Origin of the sequence: Pedobacter immunditicola (assembly GCF_037482985.1) — a bacterium.
GTDB lineage: Bacteria > Bacteroidota > Bacteroidia > Sphingobacteriales > Sphingobacteriaceae > Pedobacter > Pedobacter immunditicola.
Map to the genome: position 1 here is coordinate 1 of NZ_JBBHKC010000013.1, position 21,429 is coordinate 21,429.

Sequence of the window (21,429 nt, forward strand, 5' to 3'; positions counted from 1 at the left end):
TGTTTTGATCAACCCCGATCAATAGTATTCTAAACCACACGTAAAAATCTGAAAATCAAACAAGCGGACTACTTACAGAAATTTCTTATATCTTTAAATAACGAGGCATTTATAATGAGCCAGGTGTTTATACTGTTCATTTCGTAGCTAAAATGCCAATGCAGATGGAATGAATGAAGTGAATAAATCTATTACTGTCACTATTACCGAATAACGCATGAATTTTAATACTTGTTCAATGATTCAATTTTTCAAACATTTATTTTTATTACTTATTGTAAACCTGGTTGCTCCTACGGTATGGGCACAGACCTCATCCCCGGAAAAGATAAGGGTGATCGCTATATTCGCTCATCCGGATGATGCAGATTCAAAAATGGCCGGTACCGCTGCTTTGTTAGCGGAAAGTGGTGTAGCCGTAAAGTTTTTGTCGTTGACCAATGGCAATGCTGGGCATCATGAACAAGGTGGTGGTATATTAGCGACACGTAGAAGGCTGGAAGCCAAACTCGCCGCCGAGCAATACGGTATTGATGAATATGTGGTGCTGGATAACCATGACGGTGAATTGCTACCCGATCTCAATGTGCGATTGCAGGTGATCAGAGAAATAAGAAAATGGAATGCAGATGTGGTTATCGGTCTTCGCCCTAATGATTATCATCCGGATCATAGAAATGCTGGAAAGTTAGTGGAGGACGCTTCTTATATGGTTGCTGTTCCAAATATTGCTTCTGATGTGCCGGCGTTAAAGAAAAATCCTGTATTTCTTTATATGCAGGATAAATTTAAAAAGCCCAATCCCTTCACTCATGATATCGTTGTGGCTATAGACCCAGTGATAGAGAAGAAGTTAAATGGCTTAGATAAACATGTTTCTCAATACTATGAATGGTTGCCATGGATAAGCAATCATGGTGACATGAGTATCGTTCCTAAAGATACTTTAGCCAGGAAAGAATGGTTAAGAACGCAGCGAATTAATTTAGCGATCGTGGATGAGCAAAGAAAAACCCTTGAGAAATGGTATGGTAAAGCTAAAGCATCCAATGTAAAATATGCTGAATCTTTTGAGATAACCGAATATGGTAGTCAGCCTTCAGAATCAGAGATACGCAGACTGTTTCCCATGCTTAAAAAATAACCCCTTATGCTGTATGGGTTTATTACAATTTTATACAGTCTAAAGCTTTTAGTGTGTATCCTATATACAGGTTTATGACTTGATCCTAAGTCAGAATGTTAAAAAACCTTAAAAAAATTATGCGTAAATAATAAAAGCGTATTATTGTTGTTATCTGTAACGCTAAATGATTCGTTTTATGAAACTGAGAACCTTAACATTACTCTTACTGTTTATCTCATTCCAGCTTACCTCTTTTGCGCAAAGCAAGGATGTCGTTCTTCCTGAAAACTGGTATAATTTAGACCTTGCAAAAGATGGTTATTTTGGCATCAGTACAGAAAAAGCCTATCAGGAAATATTAAAAGGCAAAATCCCGAAAAGTAAAATTATTGTCGCAGTAATTGATGGTGGTGTGGAACCAAATCATGAAGATTTAAAAGGGGTCATGTGGGTAAACCAGAAAGAGATTCCTGATAATGGCATTGATGATGATGGTAATGGTTATATCGATGACATCAATGGCTGGAATTTTATCGGTTCAAAAAAAGGAAACCTGGCATACGATAATTTGGAGTTAATTCGGATTTATAGAAAATTGAATCCAAAATACAGATCAACAATTAAATCAACCAAATTAGATAGTGTTGCCGAAGATGAGTTTGCACTGTACAATAAGGTTACGTCTGAGTTTGGGAAAAAATATGATGATGCTGATCAGAATTTCAGGGTATTAAGTGCCATTAATAAAGTTTTAGATTCTGTAGCCACCGCTAACAAAAAAATCGTTCCAACGCTTGTCGATATTGAAAATTACACCGCAAATGACGAGATGGAGGAGCAGGTGAAAAAGATCATCCGTACCGGGAGTAGACGGAGCAAAGGTTTTGATAAGTTTTATAAGGAAGTCAAAGATGCCTATCGGCAATATGATATCATGTTAAGGTATAACCTGAATCCTAAATATGATCAAAGAGCAGAATTGGTGGGTGATGATTATGAGAATTCCAATGAACGAAATTATGGTAATAGTGATGTGATGGGGCCTAATGCCGATCACGGTACACACGTTTCGGGCATCATAGGCGCCAAAAGAAATAACAACATTGGTATCAACGGAATCGCAGACCAGGTGAGCATTATGGCCATCAGGGTAGTTCCTGAAGGTGATGAACGCGACAAAGATGTGGCCAATGGTATCAGGTATGCCGTTGATAATGGCGCCAGAATCATCAACATGAGTTTTGGTAAGAGCTTTAAATGGGATAAAAAGGTGGTGGATGAAGCCGTAAAATACGCGGAGTCAAAGGATGTATTGCTGGTTCATGCAGCAGGAAACGATAATCAGAATATAGATAAAGAAGAGAATTATCCTAGTAAATATTTTGAAAGTCCAGAGGCCCTTGCTTACCAGAAAAAACACCGCAGCAAGGTTAAGAACATCATCAATGAAGCACCAAAGCCTACCGTTCGCAGGCCTTATGACGGAGCCAATGTGGCAAAAACCATTAAAAAGATAGAGGTGGATACTGCTAAATTTAACCTGCCACACGCCAAAAACTGGATAGAAGTTGGTGCAAGTGCTTATAGAAGCGATGCAGATTTGAAGGCTTCCTTTTCTAATTATGGCAAATATAATGTTGATGTTTTTGCGCCTGGTTTCATGATTAAATCTGCGGTTCCAAAATCTAAATATGAAGAATTTGATGGAACAAGTATGGCTGCTCCGGTTGTATCAGGTATGGCCGCTGTTATTCTAAGTTATTATCCGGAGTTAAAGGCTCACCAGGTTCGTGACATCATCATTAAATCGGTTGTTAAAGTTGATCACAAAGTTAAGTTAAGAGACGAATTCGGGACGTCTATAAAGGTCCCATTCTCTGAATTATGTAACAGTGCTGGTGTCGCAAACCTTTACAATGCGTTAAAAGTAGCCGAAACTTATAAGTAGGACATCAGTTTTATACCTGATAATATAACGCTTAGTGTATTGGTTTAAATTAAATTTGATCTCGTGGGAAGAAAAGTGATACTCTACATTGCAATGAGCCTGGATGGTTACATTGCAAAAAAGGACGATAATTTCGACTTTTTAAAAATTGTAGATCGACCAAATGAAGACTTTGGCTATGGTGAGTTTTTAGAAACCATTGATACGGTAATATGGGGGCGTAGGACTTTCGACATCGTACTGGCGATGGGTAACGGCATTCTACATCAGAATAAAGCTGTATTTGTTATTTCCAAGAGCAGAACCGGAACTGAAGGTCACGCTGTTTACAAAGATAATCCACTAGAACTGATCAACGATTTGCGGAAGCAGGAAGGAAAGGATATCTATTGTGATGGCGGCAGTGAGTTAGTGGATTTTCTTTTTAAGCATCAATTGGTCAACCGGGTGATCGTATCTGTTATTCCACACCTGCTTGGTGATGGGATTCGCCTTTTTAAAAATGGCAGACCTGAACAATATTTATCGTACAAACGGAGCATCTCTTACCCCTCCGGGTTGGTACAACTGTGGTATGATGTAAACGAAACAAGCTGATGATCGCTTCATTACCTTTTAAAATAAATATATACTAATGAAAATAAACATTTAACCTCGCTTGTGGTTAATAGGGTATGAAAGCTAATAAAAAATTAACCTTGCTGACTATAGGCGCCGGGCTCGTGGTGTCTGTATTAGTTTCCTGCAGTTCAGTTTCTATTCCCAAAGGTGCTACCGCGGTATCTCCCTTCGACGTGGATAAATATCTTGGTAAATGGTACGAAATTGCAAGGCTGGATTTTAAATATGAAAAGGATCTTGATAATGTAACAGCCACCTATTCCAAAAAGGAAAATGGCGACATCAGTGTGGATAACCGTGGTTATAATTATGTCAAAAAGGAGTGGAAACAAAGCGTCGGAAAGGCCAAATTGGTTAAAGGCCCTGATGTGGCAAGATTAAAGGTTTCCTTTTTCGGTCCCTTTTATTCCGGATATAACGTCATTGCGCTCGATAAGGATTATCGATATGCCTTGGTAGTAGGCAATAACCTCGATTACATGTGGATACTATCAAGAGAAACGACAATTCCTGAATCGGTTAAATCAGCTTACCTTCAACAGGCAAAATCTCTTGGTTATGATATTGATGCGCTGGTGTGGACAAAACATGACAAAGATTTTTCTGAGATGTAAATTAAAAACGCAGGGAAGTTAATCCATGCGTTTTAATTTATTGGCAGAAACTATTGTTGATTGAGGTAAAAATCATCTCCGTAAGCGGTTCCAGTATTCGGCTTATACATGTATACCGTGACTGATGAATTGCTGGGACCCGTTGTGAAAGTAACGGAAGCATTTTGATAAGCTGTACTGGTAACCTGTGCATCTTTTGCTGCCCCTCCATAATTCTTAGCCCCAAATAACACGGATTGTCCTGTGGTACCTACTTTTCCATATCCACCAAACACATAAGTCGTATTTGGGATCAAACCGGTAATAACTTGTTCAAGTGAGGTTTCGCCCCCTTGTTGCCGGATAGCTTTTGTGCCAGATCTGAAATGAGTTGTCACCACTGCAGTATTGCCCGCTGGGTTCCATGTAAGCCAGGGAGCTAATGAAGCAGCTTCGAAGCCTGGGTTCCCTAATACGGGTATTTCTTTATAGACCCTTATCCAATCTACATTCATATGGAAAGGAAGGTCTGCATTGTTAATAGCGCCAGGCCATCCTGCTCCGCCAGACTGATTTAAAATGAGGTAGAAGGGCTTATCAAAGGGCCACTGCGCAGAACTTGCATTCGCCGCTTTTGTATAGGTATACTGGAGTACATTATTTACATAAAACTGAATAGCGCCGGGGCTCCACACTATTCCATAAGTATTATAATCCGCCGTATTGTAAGTAGTAGTTTTTGTTGCCGAACTTCCACCGTTGGCATTCGTTACACTACCATTGTGAATGGTTTGATGCACGACATTCTCGTAATTTACATGCTCCATGATGTCTATTTCACCACTATTTGGCCATCCTCCATAGGATACAGGAACTTCCGGCATCATCCAAATGGCAGGCCATGAACCTTGTCCTTGTTTAAATTTGGCTCTCACTTCCACCTTTCCATACAGAAAGTTGAATTTTGTAGAGGTCTGTATGCCTCCGGAATGATAGGGCACGGGATCTCCGGCGATCACCGCATTATCCATTCTCAATACCATGTCGTTTCCATTTTGAGCCGCGTAAGTCGGAGAAGAGGTTAGGTATTTCGCCCATGCTGGAGACAACCTTGGACTATAAGTCCACTTACTGGTGTCAAAATTCCCCACGGTGTTGAATTCATCAGAAAAAACAAGGTTCCAGCTTGATGCAAGGACATTAAGGGATGATGTATTTGCAACAGCCGATTTCATTTGCTTTTCATTTTCTGCCAGTTCCGGACTAAATTGTTGAGCTTTCGAGCAAGAAAACAATAGGAGGCTGGAGCAGCCCATCAGGAGGTTTAGCATCTTCATGATTTTTTGGTTTAAGGTAAATGGTTTAGTTAATTAAGTTATATCTGTCAATAATTAAAGAGTTGCTCCTGTTTTGTAACTGAACTGCATACATTTCGTTGATGAATGTATTTGTAATTTACAACTGGTTGATGAGAATGAAAGGGGGTAAAAACACAAAAAAAGAGGGGTAAAGTCGTTTCCTTTTATAGTTGGCCATTGTAATTCCCTGCCTGGGCTTTTTGGGGCTGGCTACTTTACTGCAGAAAAAAGGAAATCGGGGTCAGAAAGGAGTTAGGCGCCAGTGACACCAGGTGTACTGGCTAGGTATATCATATTAAATCTCGCTTGTAGCCAATTGAGGTTCTAAGATGAAATATGGCCTCAGAATGTCCTCGAAATTATAAACGCCTTTGGGTAAATTGGTTAAATTTTGAGCAACGAATATGACTCCGTTACCAAAAGCTTCGCGAGATATAGATTCATGGATCAATCGGACAGTTTGATAAGGAAAACCGAATATCAATTCATGTTTGCCTACTATTCCGCCCGCCCTCACCGAGTTAATATTGGCTACATCCAGATCAAGTGCATGTGCAATCTTTATTGCTGTTCCAGACACGCCTTCTTTTTGTTTAAAATGCTCTTCAATAATTTCGATGTCTACTCCCGGCGCTATTTTTTGCAGGAATTTTGCTGAGAACATGAGGTAATTTACGCCTAACGTAATGTTGGGCGACCAGAATACCGTTGTCTTTTTACCCAAAATGGCGAGTAGGTTTAACTCCTCTTCCTGGTAATGTGAAATTGCAGAAATGATTTTAATTTGTCTTTCTGCAGCCGCTTCACCGTAACCATAAATTCCATCACTGGAAGAAAAGTCAACGATGACGTCTACCGGATGTTCATCTAAAAGTTCATTTATAGGTGTGTGTTCCTTGGAATAAATTAAGCCTGCTTCATCGCTTTCAATGCCTAGGAATTCTGATACAGATCTGTTTTCCAGTGTGGTTGTCCGCTTTAATACCCATTCAAGAGAGAACTCTTTATGTTGCAAAATAACAGCAGCAACCGCTTTGCCCGTTTTTCCAAAACCTAGTAATCCTACTTTTATTTTCATCCGTATCTAGTTTGTTGTTTAATGATGATGAAGCTTTCTTAAGCTTTTTATTGCTATTTGTATGCTCTTAATAACTATCATTTCATAATAGCTTCATAAACGAACTATTTTTACGAAAGTAATGATAAATATTAAATTTTAATTAAATCCTATTGTATGAAAACTATTACATTAGCTAAGCTTCATCACCTAAAGACAAAAATAAAATGATGAAAACATCTCGGAGGAACATGATTACTATTATTTTATTAGTGTTTTCTAATACCTTAAGCCTTTCGGCCCAAAAGAAAATGCCCTACAAGAACCCGGATCTTCCAGTGGCAGAAAGGGTCGGTGATTTGCTCGCCAGGATGACAGTTGAAGAAAAAGCCGGGCAGCTCAGCGTTCTCCTGGGCTGGGAAATGTATGAAAAAAACAAGGGTGTCTCTGTTTCAGAAAAATTTAAATCTGCTGTTAAAGACCAGTATATTGGAATGTTATGGGCGACGCTACGTGCCGATCCCTGGACAAAGAAAACCCTTATTAATGGTCTGGATCCTTTTCTGGCTTCTCAGGCCACAAATGCCATTCAGAAATGGAACATTGAACATTCGAGGCTTCAGATTCCTATTTTTATTGCTGAAGAATGTCCACATGGACATATGGCCATTGGTACCACTGTTTTTCCTACGGCTATAGGTCAGGCCAGCACCTGGGCTCCTGATCTTATCCAGGAAATGGCTGAAGTGATCGCGAAGGAAGCCCGACTCCAGGGTGCTCATATTGGCTATGGTCCTGTTTTAGATCTTGCCAGAGAATTGAGGTGGTCAAGGGTTGAGGAAACTTATGGTGAAGATCCTTACTTAACCGGGGCCATGGGCGTTGCGATGGTGAAAGGATTCCAGGGAAATGATTTTCAGCGTGGAAGGAACATTATTTCCACCCTTAAGCATTTTGCAGCGTATGGGATTCCCGAGGGAGGTCATAATGGAGGCTTCGTTAACCTGGGGCCACGTGCACTGCTACAAGATTACCTTCCCCCCTTCAAAGCGGCTGTAAAGGCAGGGGCTGGATCGGTAATGACGGCATACAATTCGATCGATGGAATCCCCTGCAGTGCCAATCCCTTCCTGTTGAAAACGGTACTTCGTGAGCAGTGGGGTTTCAAAGGCTTTACCATTTCTGACCTGCACAGCATAGGCGGCCTGACTGGTAATGACCACGTTGCAGCAGGAAGTACTGATGCGGCAGCTCAGGCGATTAACGCCGGTCTGGACAGTGATCTGGGTGGCTCAGTTTATTCTTTCCCCCTGTTGGAGGCTGTAAAAAGTGGAAAAGTAACGATGGCCAGGCTGGATGAGGCAGTTGGCAGAATCCTGACAAAGAAATTTGAGATGGGCCTCTTTGAGAATCCTTACACTAAACCTGAACTGGCGAAAAAAGGCGTTCGCGATCAACAGGCTATTGACCTTAATAGAAGCATTGCCCGGGCTTCGGCAGTCCTGTTGAAAAACGAGGGGCAGTTGCTGCCGCTGAGCAAAACCATAGGCAGCATTGCCATTATTGGTCCAAATGCCGACAATATCTATAATCAATTAGGCGACTATACCGCTCCTCAGCATCCGAACGACGTAGTTACCGTTCTCGATGGTATCAGGAATAAACTTTCCAACAAAACAATTATTCGCTATGTAAAGGGTTGTGCCATCCGGGATACCTCAACGAAACAAATTGAAGCGGCTGTTCATGCTGCTGAAGCCTCGGATGTTACCGTTGTGGTGCTTGGTGGGTCAAGCGCAAGGGACTTTAAAACGGAATATCTTGAAACGGGTGCAGCGAATATAAATCATGGCGCAATCAGCGATATGGAAAGCGGAGAAGGGTTTGACCGCTCCTCGCTGGACTTACTTGGTAAACAACTTGAGCTTTTACAGGCGCTCTCTAAAACCAGAAAGCCAGTGGTTCTGGTGATGATTCAGGGACGTCCACTGAACATCAACTGGGCAGCGGCCCATATCCCCGCCATATTAAATATGTGGTACCCCGGTCAGCAGGGTGGCCATGCCGTTGCTGATGTTATTTTTGGCGATTACAATCCGGCGGGTCGCCTGCCCGTGTCTATCCCACGGTCTGTAGGTCAATTGCCGGTGTATTACAGTTACCAAAACGCTTCGCGCCATGACTATGTGGAAGGCCCTTCAACACCACTTTACGGTTTTGGTTTCGGACTGAGTTATACAAATTTTTCCTATGCTGACCTTCAGGTCTCGAAATCCAGTGTTGGTGACAGCCTGACTGTTGATGTGAGTTTCACAGTGCGCAATACCGGAGAAATGGATGGGGATGAGGTTGCACAGTTATATATTAGTGATCAGGTGAGTTCGGTCGTAGTCCCCAACAAACAACTCAAGGCCTTTAAACGGTTCCACCTAAAGAAGGGGGCGCAAAAGAAGATTACCCTCCAGCTTAATGCGGAGGATTTTTCGCTATTTGATGCTAATTATAGAAACATTGCAGAGGAAGGGAGTTTTAAGATCGCTGTAGGGTCATCAGCTGCTGATATTAAACTCTCAGGCAACCTCGTTTTGGAGCGTTCTTATCAGATCAGATAGTAGTTTTCAACCTATATTTCATTCCAAATTAACTGAAACATGGCTAAAATCGCATTTAAAATGAAGCTGAAGACCGGGGCTAAAACTGAATATCGCAAAAGACATGAGGAAATATGGCCCGAGCTGGTCATATTATTAAAGCAAACCGGGATAAGTGATTATTCAATTTTTTTGGACGAGGAAACCAATACCTTATTTGCGGTGCAGCAGCAAGATGGCACCTCTTCTCAAGAACTTGGAAGTACCAAGATTGTGCACAAATGGTGGGCGTATATGGCCGATATTATGGAAACTAATCCAGATAATTCTCCGGTTAGCATAAAACTTGAACAGGTATTTCATTTGGATTAAAGGATGAAGAGATTAATCATAACGGCGGGTATTGTTGCGTTTTTACTAGGCCCTGCAACTGCGCAAAATAAAGTAAAACCTGTGGGGCCATGGCCGGCAGTGGAAAAACAGATGAAGCCATGGACGCGATGGTGGTGGATGGGCAACGCTGTAGACAAGGTCAATATCAGTAAAGTCCTCAGCCAGTATCATCAGGCAGGAATAGGTGGTGTTGAAATTACCCCTATATATGGAGCAGCAGGTTTTGAGTCAAATTATATTGACTTTCTTTCCCCTAAATGGATGGAGATGCTTCAATATACCATCCAAAAATCAAATGCGCTGGGCATAGGGGTAGACATGAATACGGGAACAGGCTGGCCATTTGGCGGTCCCCATGTAAAACCCGAGCATGCCGCAACGAAGCTGATTGTACAGCAATACAAACTGAAGTCTGGCCAGAAACTAGTTGAAGCCATCAAAGTAATGGAAGCCAGGCAGAACGTTGCTAAGTTACAGGCTGTTACAGCCTATGGGGATAACGGCGAGGTACTCGATTTGTTGAGTAAAGTTGGTGCTGATGGGCAATTGAATTGGAAGGCTGGAAATGGAAACTGGCATATATACGCTGCTTTTGCAGGTAAAACCCGTCAGGAGGTGAAACGAGCCGCTCCGGGAGGGCAGGGGTTTACACTTGATCATTTAGACAAAAATGCCGTAACGAATTACTTGAGTCGTTTTGATAAGGCCTTCGGCAATAAACCGCTGGGACTGAGGGCATTTTTTAATGACAGTTACGAGGTCTATGGCGCAAACTGGACGCCCACTTTTTTTGAGGAGTTTCAGAAAAGAAGGGGGTATGATTTAAAAATGCATTTGCAGGAATTGATAAGCAAAGATTCCGTTGGTGAGCACATAGGACGGTTGAAATCAGATTACAGGGAAACAATGAGCGACGTGCTGTTGGATAATTTTACAAATAACTGGACAGCATGGGCCCATAAATACGGCTCGGTCACCAAGAACCAATCCCATGGCTCGCCGGGCAACCTGCTGGATCTTTATGGAGCTGTTGGTATTCCCGAAACGGAAACTTTTGGTTCCAGCCAATTCCAAATTCCTGGTATTCGCCGCGACAGTGCTGACGTCCGCAATGTAGACCCGGATCCGATGATGTCCAAATTCGCATCATCAGCGGCTCATACAGGGGGCAAGAACCTGGTGTCTTCCGAAACATTTACCTGGCTGACTGAACATTTTAAAACTTCATTTTCCCAATGTAAGCCGGAGGCAGAGCAGTTGTTTCTTGCAGGTGTAAACCACATTTTTTTTCATGGCACTACTAATTCCCCCGAACAGGCAGCATGGCCAGGCTGGTTGTTCTATGCTTCGGTAGAACTTAATCCTAATAACAGTCTGTGGCCTCAAATTAATGGAATGAACAGCTATCTGACCAGGTGCCAATCGGTGCTTCAAGCAGGCAAGGCAGACAATGAACTTCTCATCTACTGGCCTGTCTACGATGTTTGGAGTCGTGAAAAAGGGCTCGATATGGCTATCACAGTACACAATATTGACGACTGGCTGCAACCTACAGCTTTTTATAGGCTGTCAAAAGAGATGGCTAAATCCGGCTACGCTTTTGATTTTGCCTCGGATAGGTTATTGGCGCAGACAACTGTACGGAACGGTTTGATCCATACTTCAGTCAATGCTTCCCCTTATAAAGTCCTGATCTTTCCTGAGAGTACCATCATTAACCTGGAAACGCTCAACAAGGTAATTCAACTGGCTCATGATGGAGCAACAATCGTCTTTCAGCAATTTCCAAAAGACGTTCCTGGTTTACACAAGTTGGAAGCACGCAGGGCACAATTAAAAGCCGGTCTAGCAAAACTGAATTTTTCTGATGCAGGAAACAATGTGAAGCAATTTAAAACCGGAAAAGGCCAGGTCTTGCTTGCAGCGGATGTCCAGAAGGCATTGGTACACTGTGAAATAAAACGCGAAACGTTGGCTGACACTGGCTTGCAATTTATCCGCCGCAGCTTTACCGGGGGTAAATATTATTATATAGTCAACCATACTGCAGCGGCCATTGATGGGGCAGTGCCAATAAACGCGAGTGGTAGTGTATTGATGATGGATCCGCAAAGTGGAGCATCTGGACTTGCCACAACAAGTGTTGACAACGGACAGGTGAAAGTAAGATTGCAAATGGGTTCCGGGGAGGCCATGATTTTGAAAATTACCGATAAAGCAATTGCCGGAGCTTCGCCATGGACTTATCTAAACCAACCAGCTCAACAAATTGAACTGAACAATGCCTGGTCTTTAAAATTTACTGCGGGCGGACCATTAATCCCGGCTACACAACAGCTGAATAAACTCGTATCCTGGACAAGTTTAGCTGATCCCAAACTCCAGAATTTTTCTGGTACAGGTGTGTATACTAGCAATTTTACGCTTGATACTAAAACTGCGAAGGAATATTTACTTCAATTAAACCAGGTAAGTGAAAGCGCCAGGGTTTGGATCAATGGACAGGAAGTAGGGGTTTTGTGGAGCGTTCCATTCCAGGCCCGTATAGGGAAGTATTTAAAAGCCGGCAATAATACCATTAAGGTGGAAGTGGTAAATCTGATGGCTAACCGCATCCGTTATATGGACCAGAGAAAAATCCAATGGAGGAACTATCATGAAATCAACTTTGTAAACATTAATTATAAACCCTTTGATGCTTCAAACTGGTCAGTTATGCCTTCTGGTTTGATCGGACCTGTGACCATTACACCATACCAGTAAAAGCACAGCTCAGCTTACACTTTGTTTTTCTTAGGTCGAAAAATCACTAGTGCAATACCAATTAAGATCACTGTTGAGGCGGTGACGATACGGACATTCAGTATTTCTCCTAATAAGAGCACACCAAACAAACTTGTAATGACCGGTACTGATAATTGTATAATTGAGGCCTGGGTAGCCTTGATGTGTTTCAATGCTTGATACCACAACACGTAACCTAAGGCTGATGTAATGGCACCTGAAATGGTAGCCAATAGCAAACCCTCAGCACTCATATGAACTTTCTTCAGAAATGGAATACATACCACAAGACCGATGGCAAGTGCCCGAATAAAATTACCTGCTGTATCGTACAAAGGATTGGCGCTCACTTTGCCACGCAATGAGTAAAATCCCCATGCGATGCCTGCGGTTGTCATCAAAAGGGCATCGAAGATTGAAGGGGCAGTTGCACCAGGCAACAATAGTACTATTAATCCGCTCATGGCAATGATAAGACCAGCAACCTGTATTCGGTTGATCACTTCTCCATTGCGTATGCCCATAAGAATCATGGTTAATTGTACGGCACTGAATGAAATGAGCGCACCTGTAGCCGCAGAGAGGTTAACATAAGAAAAGGTAAATGGTATGGCGTACAGCAATAGGAACATAGCAGATATCCAGTTTCCACCAATTCCCTTTGGGCTCTTAAAGAGGGCTTGAAGCAAAATCAGCATAAGACTTGCAGACCCCAGACGGACGATGACAAAACTCGCCGGGTCTATCATGTTGCTTTTTAAGGCCATACGACAAACAATCGAATTTCCTGCGAAAGCGATTAGCGAAAGGATAATAGAAATTAGGGTACGCTTTGACATTATTGGCCGTTCATGTAGTTAAAGCTAATCATCTACTAATTCAAAATTCAGTTATTCAGCCAAATACGGAGTCCTTATAATACTTATGCACCTATAAGGGAAGAATTAGCCGAATTACGCGGTGCCTGAATTATTGATCGATTAATCTCGTCAAAATCCCTTAAAACGCAAAAAAGCCTTGATTTCTCAAGGCTTTTACCAGTAGCGGGGAGCAGGATCGAACTGCCGACCTCAGGGTTATGAATCCTGCGCTCTAACCATCTGAGCTACCCCGCCGGAACTCTTAATTTTTAAAGAGTTGCAAATATAGAAAAATTTACCTTTCTTTAGAAACAAATGATAAATATTATCAAATAAATTCAAAATATAAGGATTTACAGATGTCAGAAAAGAAAAAGTTTACGTTAGAATATGAATTAAAATCATCTCCGCGTATTTTGTTTAGCTTTATTAGTGAGCCTAATGGACTGTCACAATGGTTTGCAGATGATGTGGTTTACCGCGATCAGGTTTTTACTTTTACCTGGGATGGTGAAGTGCAGAAAGCGAAATTATTAAGTCAGAAAGAGAATAAAATGGTGAAGTTCAAATGGTTGGAGGATGATCCTCATTGCTATTTTGAAATGGAAATTGTACAGGATGAATTAACAAATGATGTTGCCTTGAGCATCACTGACTTTGCTACAGATGAAACAGTAGCGGAGCGAAGATCAATTTGGGACAACCAGATCAACTATTTGCTGAGTGTAATTGGCGGCTAATTATTCCTGGGTAATAACTACCTTTGTACATTGAAAAAGATTCACTTACTTCTGGTCAAAGCCTTCATCAAGCCATTTATCGCCACATTTTTTATTGTGATGTTTATTTTGCTGATGTTCTTCCTGTTTAAATATGTGGATGATTTGATCGGGAAGGGATTCGAATGGTATGTCATTCTCGAATTGATGCTCTATGCTTCAGCGGCAAATGTATCCATGGCGCTCCCGCTTTCCATACTTTTGTCTTCTATCATGACTTTCGGCAGCCTGGGTGAAAATTATGAACTCGTAGCCATCAAATCTGCCGGAATTTCCTTGCAAAAGGCGATGCGGCCGCTTTTTATCGTTATATTGCTGCTTGCGTTCAGTTCCTTTTTGTTTTCAGATTACATGTTACCGAAGGCCAATCTTAAATTTGGTTCCTTGTTATGGGACGTGCGTAATAAAAAGTTGTCTTTCCTGATAAAGGAGGGGGTTTTCAACAACAGTATCCCAGGCTATTCCATCAGGGTCGATAAAAAAGGCGATGATGGCATTTCCCTCGAAGGGATTATGATCTACGACCATACAGGTACCGGCAGCATCGCAAAAATTATCATGGCCAAGAATGGCAAAATGTATAAAACCAGCGATGACAGATACCTCATGTTGAAATTAAATGATGGGGTAAGGTATGAAGAGTCTGCTGGTAAAAATTCTTATTACAATCCAAGGCAGGAACTCTATCGGATGCGATTCAGTCAAACCGAGCAAAAGTTCGATTTCTCCAGCTTTAAAATGAACCGGACGGACGAAAATAGCTTCAGGTCAAATACGCAGATGCTGAACCTGAAAGGTTTGGAAAAGAAAGAGGACTCTTTGGTAAAAGTTGTTGATAGTGTTAATCGACTCGCCAAACTCAGCATAGGCAGCTATTATAAACAGAATAATTTTACCAAGGGATATACAAAAGTTAAAGCACCTGTTAAAACCATTAAGGGAGACATCCTTAAAGTACTTCCTAAAGATCAGCAGTTGACCATATTGCAGGGTGCCCTTGATCAGATTAATTCTATTCAGCAGTCTGTTCAGGGAAAAGTGATAGAACACAAAGACCTGATCAGGAACATCAGAAAAATTGAAATTGAATACCAACGGAAGTTTACCTTGTCGGCTTCCTGCTTGCTGCTGTTTTTTATAGGGGCTCCTTTGGGCGCAATTATAAGGAAAGGCGGGTTAGGGTTGCCAGTGGTCATGGCGGTTGTTTTCTTTCTAATATACCACATTATCTCAACAGTGTCTGAGAAATCAGCTATACAGGGTAGTATTTCCCCGGCTTTGGGTATCTGGATGGCCATTATTGTGTTAAGTCCTTTAGGGGCCTTCTTAACCTATAAGGCCACAGTGGACTCCGCGTTGTTTGATACCACTTATTACAAATCATTCTTCACAAAGCTCTTTAAGAAGAAAAAGATTCAAAATTAATCAGAAAACGATTCAGAAATAATCGGCAGGTATTTAACTTCACTATTTGTCTTTTAATTTTTCAGGTAATATGATTACCTATTAATGATATTTTAAGCCTTTAATTATCGCTGAAGATTGTAACTTTGTAAAGCACCCTTTAGTTCACATAACCATAGGCTAAAGGGCAAAATTCTAAAAATGGAAATTAAATTAAACACAATAGAAGAAGCTATTGTAGACATAAAGGCTGGTAAGCTGATTATTGTAGTTGATGATGAAGATCGGGAAAATGAGGGTGATTTTGTAGCTGCAGCTGAATGTATAACCCCCGAGCTAGTAAATTTCATGGCTACCTACGGCAGAGGACTTATTTGTGTTCCGTTAACTGAAGAGCGTTGTGATGAGTTGGGACTGGAGTTAATGGTCGGTAAAAATACGGCTGCTTATGAAACCAATTTCACAGTTTCGGTTGATTTAGTGGGTCATGGGTGTACTACAGGTATATCTGCTACTGACAGGTCCAAAACTATCCAGGCCTTGGTTAATCCTAAAACTGATCCTGATGAATTAGGAAAACCCGGTCATATCTTTCCTTTAAGGGCTAAACATGGTGGTGTGCTCAGACGTTCAGGTCATACAGAAGCCAGTGTAGATTTAGCACGCCTTGCTGGTTTGGCGCCTGCAGGTGTGCTGGTCGAAATCATGAAGGATGATGGGGAGATGGCACGTTTGCCGGATCTTTTTAAAATTGCCGCACAGCATCAATTAAAAATCGTTTCTATAAAAGATTTAATTGCTTATCGTTTAAGCAATGAAAGTTTAATCACTGAAGAAGTAACTATTAATCTTCCAACCCAATGGGGTGATTTTAAAATGACGGCCTATACTCAATTGGATACCCAGGCAACGCATTTAGCCATCAGTAAGGGGGAATGGGCTGAAGATGAACCCGTATTAGTCCGTGTACACAGTTCTTGTGTTACAGGTGATATATTTGGTTCCTGCAGGTGTGATTGCGGTCCGCAGTTACACAAAGCGCTCGAAATGATTCAAAGAGAAGGTAAAGGTATCGTTGTTTATATGAACCAGGAGGGTAGAGGTATTGGATTGGTAAATAAACTTCATTCTTATAATTTACAGGATATTGGTTTCGATACCGTAGAGGCTAATATTAAATTAGGCTTTAAAGGGGATGAAAGAGATTATGGCGTAGGTGCCCAAATCCTCAGGGCCCAGGGTGTTACTAAAATGAAACTGATGTCTAATAATCCTACCAAAAGAGCTGGCCTGATTGGCTATGGTTTAGAAATTGTGGAAAATGTGGCTATCGAAATTGAAAGTAACGTCCATAACGAATCTTATTTAAAGACAAAAAGAGATAAAATGGGCCATCATATTATGAAAGGCTAGGTCTAAGTATCCTTTTTCTTATTTCTTTTATCGCTTAAAACAGCTTCATTCACACGAAGCTGTTTTGCTTTTTCAGCCTCTTCCTCTTCCCTTCTTTTAGCTTCCAGCGCTGCCTGTTTCTTCCGCTGGTCTCGTTTGTACTTGCCGCTGATTTTCTGCAGCAGCTCTCTGAAATTATCAAATTGCTGTGAATAAATTAAACCTACAGAGGTTACATTGTTATTCTGGTTGATACCTGAATTTATAAAAATACTTTGCTGGGTTGGGGGTTTGTTAGCTAATTTACCAATCAGTGTACCGTCTTTCTTCAGTAGGGCAAGCAACTCAACTTCTCCGCCCACATTGCTTTTTCCAAAACCAATAGAAAGGTCATTGGTACTTTGACGGTCTACAATACCGGCATTTAACACAATCCGGTCATTGAAGAATTTAAATGAAGCATTGGCTTCACTGAACGACCTGATATTGATATCTACAAAGTCGAGGTTAAGGGAAGACAATACATTGTTAAACTGGTTAAAAAGCAGCTCTGTGGCCGTGCTGGTCACGCCAGAGGTCAGTTGTTGACCAAGGTCTTCTTCACCGTTCCCTGGTGCAAAGCTCCTGCGGATAATTAAACTGAATGCCTGCAGGTTTAAGTTGTTCGGATCATTGAAATAGGCCTGAAGTTCGTCCTTGATGGCAGGGTTTGAGGGGAAGAAAATATCTAATTTAATATCTGGTTTCAGCAACAATCCCGTAAGTCCCATTTCTACTTCGGTCAATACCCGCTCCATTGAATTGTTACTGGTTTCAGATCTGTTTGCTGCCTTATATAAAGCATCGAGGTTGGCCCTTAAAGAGTAAATAGCTTTTAACTGAATCTGTGCCGCAGAAGGGTTGCCGGTCCACCGAATACTGCCACCCTGACGGATCGTAAATTTCTTATTGATCACCTCCTGTGCGGTAAAATCAAAACTTCCGGATTCAATGATATAATCGCCGGTCATCTCGAAATCGCCGAAGCTGTTAATTTCGAGGCTCAGGTCGCCATCGCCTCTGCCACTCAACTTTCCTAAGGTGGTAAATATATTAGCGGTACTGTTCGCATCAACACCAAGTTTAAAGCTCATGGTCAGTCCGTCGAAACTGGTTTGCTTTTTGACAAACTGTGTGGTGTCTTTACTTACAAAAGTGATGAAATCTTTACTCATCACAGTTTCTGAACTGTTTAATGGCAGATTAAAAACCGTTCCTTTTTCTGTTTTCGCATCAATCCCAATGAACATTTTGTTCGTCGGCCCTCTGAATATAAAAGTACCTGTTGCATAGGCCTGGCCGTAATACATTGGATTGTCTTTAGACGTGGTATTCAAAGCCATAAAGTCAAGTGCATTTACGACAACGTTAAGGTCAGGATAGCTGATGTTATTTAAATCAACCGTTCCATTTCCAGTTGCTACATTTCCGTCTTTATCCAGCAGTTTCAAATCTTCAATATGGATCACGCTGTTATCCACAGAAACCTCATCAGTAATGGTGTAAGTGGTTTGGAGATAGTTGACCGTAAGTTGCGCCTTATCCAGCGCTAAAGTTCCATTGATTCGTGGTTTGTCGAAAGGGCCATGGATGCGTAAATCTGAGCTGATGCTTCCTTGCAGGTTACTTACTAACTTTTTTACGAAGGGTGCTAAGATGGCTAGTTTACTGTCATCTAATCTTACCGTAACATCAATCAGTTTCTCTTTAAGGTCCAGTGCCCCGTCAAGCCTTAGTGTTTCCTGATCATTGGCAAGTATCCTGGTATATATGTTAGCGGTGTTGTGAAGTTTGTCAAAAGAAGAAGTATCTGTCAGGCTGCCAATATAGGTATCATTGAAGTTCAACGAATCTATTCTGATGTCATCCTTTATCCTAACCGATTTCAGGATACTGTAAATCCCTGTTTTACCATTTAGGTTTCCGGCAAGTTTCACACCAAAGCCCTTCATAAAAGGATTCAACGTCTTTAGCTGGAAGTCTTCAAAACCGACCTGCAGTAGGTCAGCAGGGTCATCTGAGATTAATCCATCGATGGTCAGTTTTTGCTTGCCATTGCTGAGGTCAAAATTATCTATCTGCGTTTTTCCCTGGTTAAAATTGATCTGTACCTTTTCCTGAATGGCCCATTCTTCATTGTTGATGGTTAACAGAGACGGTAATATACTGATCCGTGCTGTATTGTTGGTGGCAAACTCCACCAGGCCATTTAAATCGAGCTGGTTTACATCATCTGCGTCAGAAAGTTTGATGTTCAGTAACAGGCTGTCATTTCTTAAAATATTAGAGATATTGACATTTTTAACGAGCAAACTATCATTGAGATCGACCCGGTCGGAAGTAATGATCGCATGAAGTTGTGTATTCGTTGTGTTTTCATCAATAATAATATTATTGACGGTTAAGCCCCGATAGCTTAATTTTTTAACGAAACCATTCAGCGTTGCTACCCTGTTCCGAGAATCAAAATTACCAACTAATATCGCCTGGTCTTCAATTTCCAATCCGGGTACTAAAAGTTCAGAGATAGGAGCGAATTTTTTAATAACGAGATTAAACTGGAAATTTTGCGTACCGTACTTTACAATTTCTGTCTTTAAGGAAGGGATATAAGTTTTTGCCAGGTGCTTGTAATACGAAGGAAGCGTATTTAAGTCGTATTGCCCTTTGATGCTGGCATCGAGAACATCAGATTGAATGGTCAAATCCCGGTCTATACCTATGCCTCTTGCAGTTAACTGAACAGAATCAATGTCATAAATTCCCTTAGCGTTATTCAGCTGAATATTACCGATATATAGATCACCCTGAATATTATTCAGGTTATCACCTGAAAAATTGGTATTGAAATCTGCATCTATCTTCATAGAGTCCTGAGTCAGTTTCAAGGCCTTCAACTTTGCATTTCTAATGGTCGCATGGAAGTTAAAGACAGGTAGATCAGGGTTTAGGTTAACCCCGCCGCTGAAAACCAGCTGTACGTTTTTATCATTGATCTTTAAGTTTCCATCAAATCGTTTCTTGGCGAAAATACCATTGACGCTCACATTTTGATACCGGTAGTTATTAAAATCTATATATCGAATGTCTCCATCAATGTTTTCTGTAAGATTGTTTATTTCGGTACCACGTCCCTTAATATTAACAGCAGAGGTAACCCTGCCCAGCGATTTTTCATTCAGCAACTGACCAATGTTGAAGTCATAGGTCTTAACATAACCAGAATAAGATGGAACGCCGGCTTTATCGATTTTCATGTTGACATCAGAAACTACCCTTCCCAACTTTGTTTTAAATTCGCCATACGCGATGAAGTCGTTCTGAAAGCCCGTGAAAGTTCCATTGAAATTGAAGTTGCCAAATTTGCTGATGATTTCGGGGATGCCTTTGGCTTTTTTTCCTGTTGTACTGGTTAACAACTCATCGAGGTCTTTTTTGTTGGAACCAGCCATGTCAATCTTGAGGTCCATAAAGGTTTCCTTCAAATTCGGTAAGCCCCTTACGTTGAAGTCACCTTTGATGTAAGTCGCTTTACCAGCCCTAACTGATAGTTGTTTTGCGCGCAAGTTATTAACAAGTCCGCTTATCTGGCCATCAATGTCAATGTTCAGGTTCATTCCCTCAAGGGCTGAAGTAAAATAAGCGATATCTTTTGCTGCCAGGCGACTATCTTTAAAGTTAGCTTTCATGCGCACTTTATTGAAATAGTCTTTAAAATCGCCAAACTTTTCGAAGCTCATCTGGAAATAATCCGTGAGCCTGCTTTGGTTAGTGATTAGCAATAGTTTCTTTAATTCAATCTGGTTGGTGTCAACGGTGGTTAAAGCACTTAAGTTTTTAAGGAAAAAGCCACTTTTCTCTTTGAAGGTTAAATTCTTAATGTTTGTTTGCAGGATATGCTCAGAAGTATTCAGCCCTTCAAAAATACCATTAAAACCGCTGAGGTAAATATCATCAAAGTTTACTCCTTTTATTACGGTGTCAATCTTCTGGTTTTTATATTTAAAACGCAGGTTGTTGATGATGATCCTGTTAAAAGTAAGCTCAAAGGGTTTTTTCTTCTTTTTAACCGACGGTTCTGCACCAGATTTAAAGTAGTTGAGAATGAAATCAAGGTTGGTGGAACCGTTTTTATAAGACTTGAGAAAAAAGGCGCCATCATTAAGCTGAATAGAACTAACGTCGATAATACGTTTCTTCAGTGAAAACTGGTTAAGGTCTACCAACAACTTCGGCGTATTAAGCAGGGTGTCATTTTGTTTATCCAAAACCAGGAGGCCTTCAATGACCACAGATTTAAATGGTTTGATGTAAATACCGCTTAAAGACACTGTTGTATTTAGCTCCTGCGATAAATAAGTTGCGGCTTTTTTGGCCACAAAAGTTTGCACTGGCTTAAATTGAAGCGCAAATAAGAGTATACATAGCAACAACAATATTGATGCAATAGACCAAAGAAGTATTTTTAATAGTTTTTTGATATT

Annotated in this window: 14 protein-coding genes and 1 tRNA gene; 10 read left to right on the top strand and 5 right to left on the bottom strand. The window is 41.1% G+C overall.

The window, feature by feature from the left end:
• Positions 1-238 precede the first annotated feature (238 nt).
• The 4 genes from WG905_RS18415 (at position 239) to WG905_RS18430 (ending at position 4,309) form a co-directional block, all read left to right on the top strand.
• Positions 239-1,144, top strand: coding sequence for a PIG-L deacetylase family protein (locus tag WG905_RS18415; RefSeq protein WP_339593232.1), 906 nt, complete (start codon positions 239-241; stop codon positions 1,142-1,144).
• A 178-nt stretch (positions 1,145-1,322) separates the two neighbouring features.
• Positions 1,323-3,074: a S8 family serine peptidase gene (locus WG905_RS18420; protein WP_339593233.1), complete on the top strand. Its 1,752-nt coding sequence runs from the start codon at positions 1,323-1,325 to the stop codon at positions 3,072-3,074.
• 63 nt (positions 3,075-3,137) lie between these two features.
• Positions 3,138-3,671, top strand: coding sequence for a dihydrofolate reductase family protein (locus WG905_RS18425; RefSeq protein WP_339593234.1), 534 nt, complete (start codon positions 3,138-3,140; stop codon positions 3,669-3,671).
• A gap of 77 nt (positions 3,672-3,748) precedes the next feature.
• Positions 3,749-4,309 carry a lipocalin family protein gene (locus WG905_RS18430; protein ID WP_339593235.1) on the top strand — a complete coding sequence of 187 codons (561 nt, stop codon included), beginning with the start codon at positions 3,749-3,751 and terminating at the stop codon, positions 4,307-4,309.
• 50 nt (positions 4,310-4,359) lie between these two features.
• Here WG905_RS18430 and WG905_RS18435 read toward each other — a convergent pair whose 3' ends face one another.
• Together WG905_RS18435 and WG905_RS18440 are read right to left on the bottom strand one after the other, a co-directional pair.
• Complete coding sequence (locus WG905_RS18435; RefSeq protein WP_339593236.1) at positions 4,360-5,625, bottom strand: family 16 glycosylhydrolase; 1,266 nt, start codon at positions 5,623-5,625, stop codon at positions 4,360-4,362.
• A 316-nt stretch (positions 5,626-5,941) separates the two neighbouring features.
• Positions 5,942-6,724 (bottom strand): 4-hydroxy-tetrahydrodipicolinate reductase, encoded by a 783-nt coding sequence (locus WG905_RS18440; RefSeq protein ID WP_339593237.1) that lies wholly within the window; start codon positions 6,722-6,724, stop codon positions 5,942-5,944.
• Between the two features lie 206 nt (positions 6,725-6,930).
• On the opposite strand from WG905_RS18440, the gene WG905_RS18445 reads away from it, so the two are divergent.
• The 3 genes from WG905_RS18445 to WG905_RS18455 are packed head-to-tail and all read left to right on the top strand — an operon-like array spanning position 6,931 to position 12,450.
• Positions 6,931-9,315, top strand: coding sequence for a glycoside hydrolase family 3 N-terminal domain-containing protein (locus WG905_RS18445; protein ID WP_339593238.1), 2,385 nt, complete (start codon positions 6,931-6,933; stop codon positions 9,313-9,315).
• 39 nt (positions 9,316-9,354) lie between these two features.
• Positions 9,355-9,666: an L-rhamnose mutarotase gene (rhaM, locus tag WG905_RS18450; RefSeq protein WP_339593239.1), complete on the top strand. Its 312-nt coding sequence runs from the start codon at positions 9,355-9,357 to the stop codon at positions 9,664-9,666.
• Positions 9,667-9,669: 3 nt separating this feature from the next.
• Positions 9,670-12,450, top strand: a complete 2,781-nt coding sequence (locus WG905_RS18455; protein ID WP_339593240.1) for a glycosyl hydrolase — start codon at positions 9,670-9,672, stop codon at positions 12,448-12,450.
• Positions 12,451-12,464: 14 nt separating this feature from the next.
• On the opposite strand, the gene WG905_RS18460 is transcribed toward WG905_RS18455, so the two are convergent.
• Complete coding sequence (locus WG905_RS18460; protein ID WP_339593241.1) at positions 12,465-13,310, bottom strand: DMT family transporter; 846 nt, start codon at positions 13,308-13,310, stop codon at positions 12,465-12,467.
• A 202-nt stretch (positions 13,311-13,512) separates the two neighbouring features.
• Positions 13,513-13,586: transfer RNA gene (locus tag WG905_RS18465), tRNA-Met, on the bottom strand.
• Positions 13,587-13,690: 104 nt separating this feature from the next.
• On the opposite strand from WG905_RS18465, the gene WG905_RS18470 reads away from it, so the two are divergent.
• The 3 genes from WG905_RS18470 to WG905_RS18480 all read left to right on the top strand — a co-directional run bounded on the left by WG905_RS18470 (position 13,691) and on the right by WG905_RS18480 (position 16,927).
• Entirely contained in the window at positions 13,691-14,071 is a 381-nt protein-coding gene (locus WG905_RS18470; RefSeq protein WP_339593242.1) for an START-like domain-containing protein, read from the top strand.
• A gap of 30 nt (positions 14,072-14,101) precedes the next feature.
• On the top strand, positions 14,102-15,535 hold the full coding sequence (locus WG905_RS18475) for an LptF/LptG family permease (RefSeq protein ID WP_339593243.1): 1,434 nt from the start codon (positions 14,102-14,104) through the stop codon (positions 15,533-15,535).
• A gap of 180 nt (positions 15,536-15,715) precedes the next feature.
• Complete coding sequence (locus WG905_RS18480; protein WP_339593244.1) at positions 15,716-16,927, top strand: bifunctional 3,4-dihydroxy-2-butanone-4-phosphate synthase/GTP cyclohydrolase II; 1,212 nt, start codon at positions 15,716-15,718, stop codon at positions 16,925-16,927.
• Positions 16,928-16,929: 2 nt separating this feature from the next.
• On the opposite strand, the gene WG905_RS18485 is transcribed toward WG905_RS18480, so the two are convergent.
• Positions 16,930-21,426: a translocation/assembly module TamB domain-containing protein gene (locus tag WG905_RS18485; RefSeq protein WP_489737906.1), complete on the bottom strand. Its 4,497-nt coding sequence runs from the start codon at positions 21,424-21,426 to the stop codon at positions 16,930-16,932.
• Positions 21,427-21,429 lie beyond the last annotated feature (3 nt).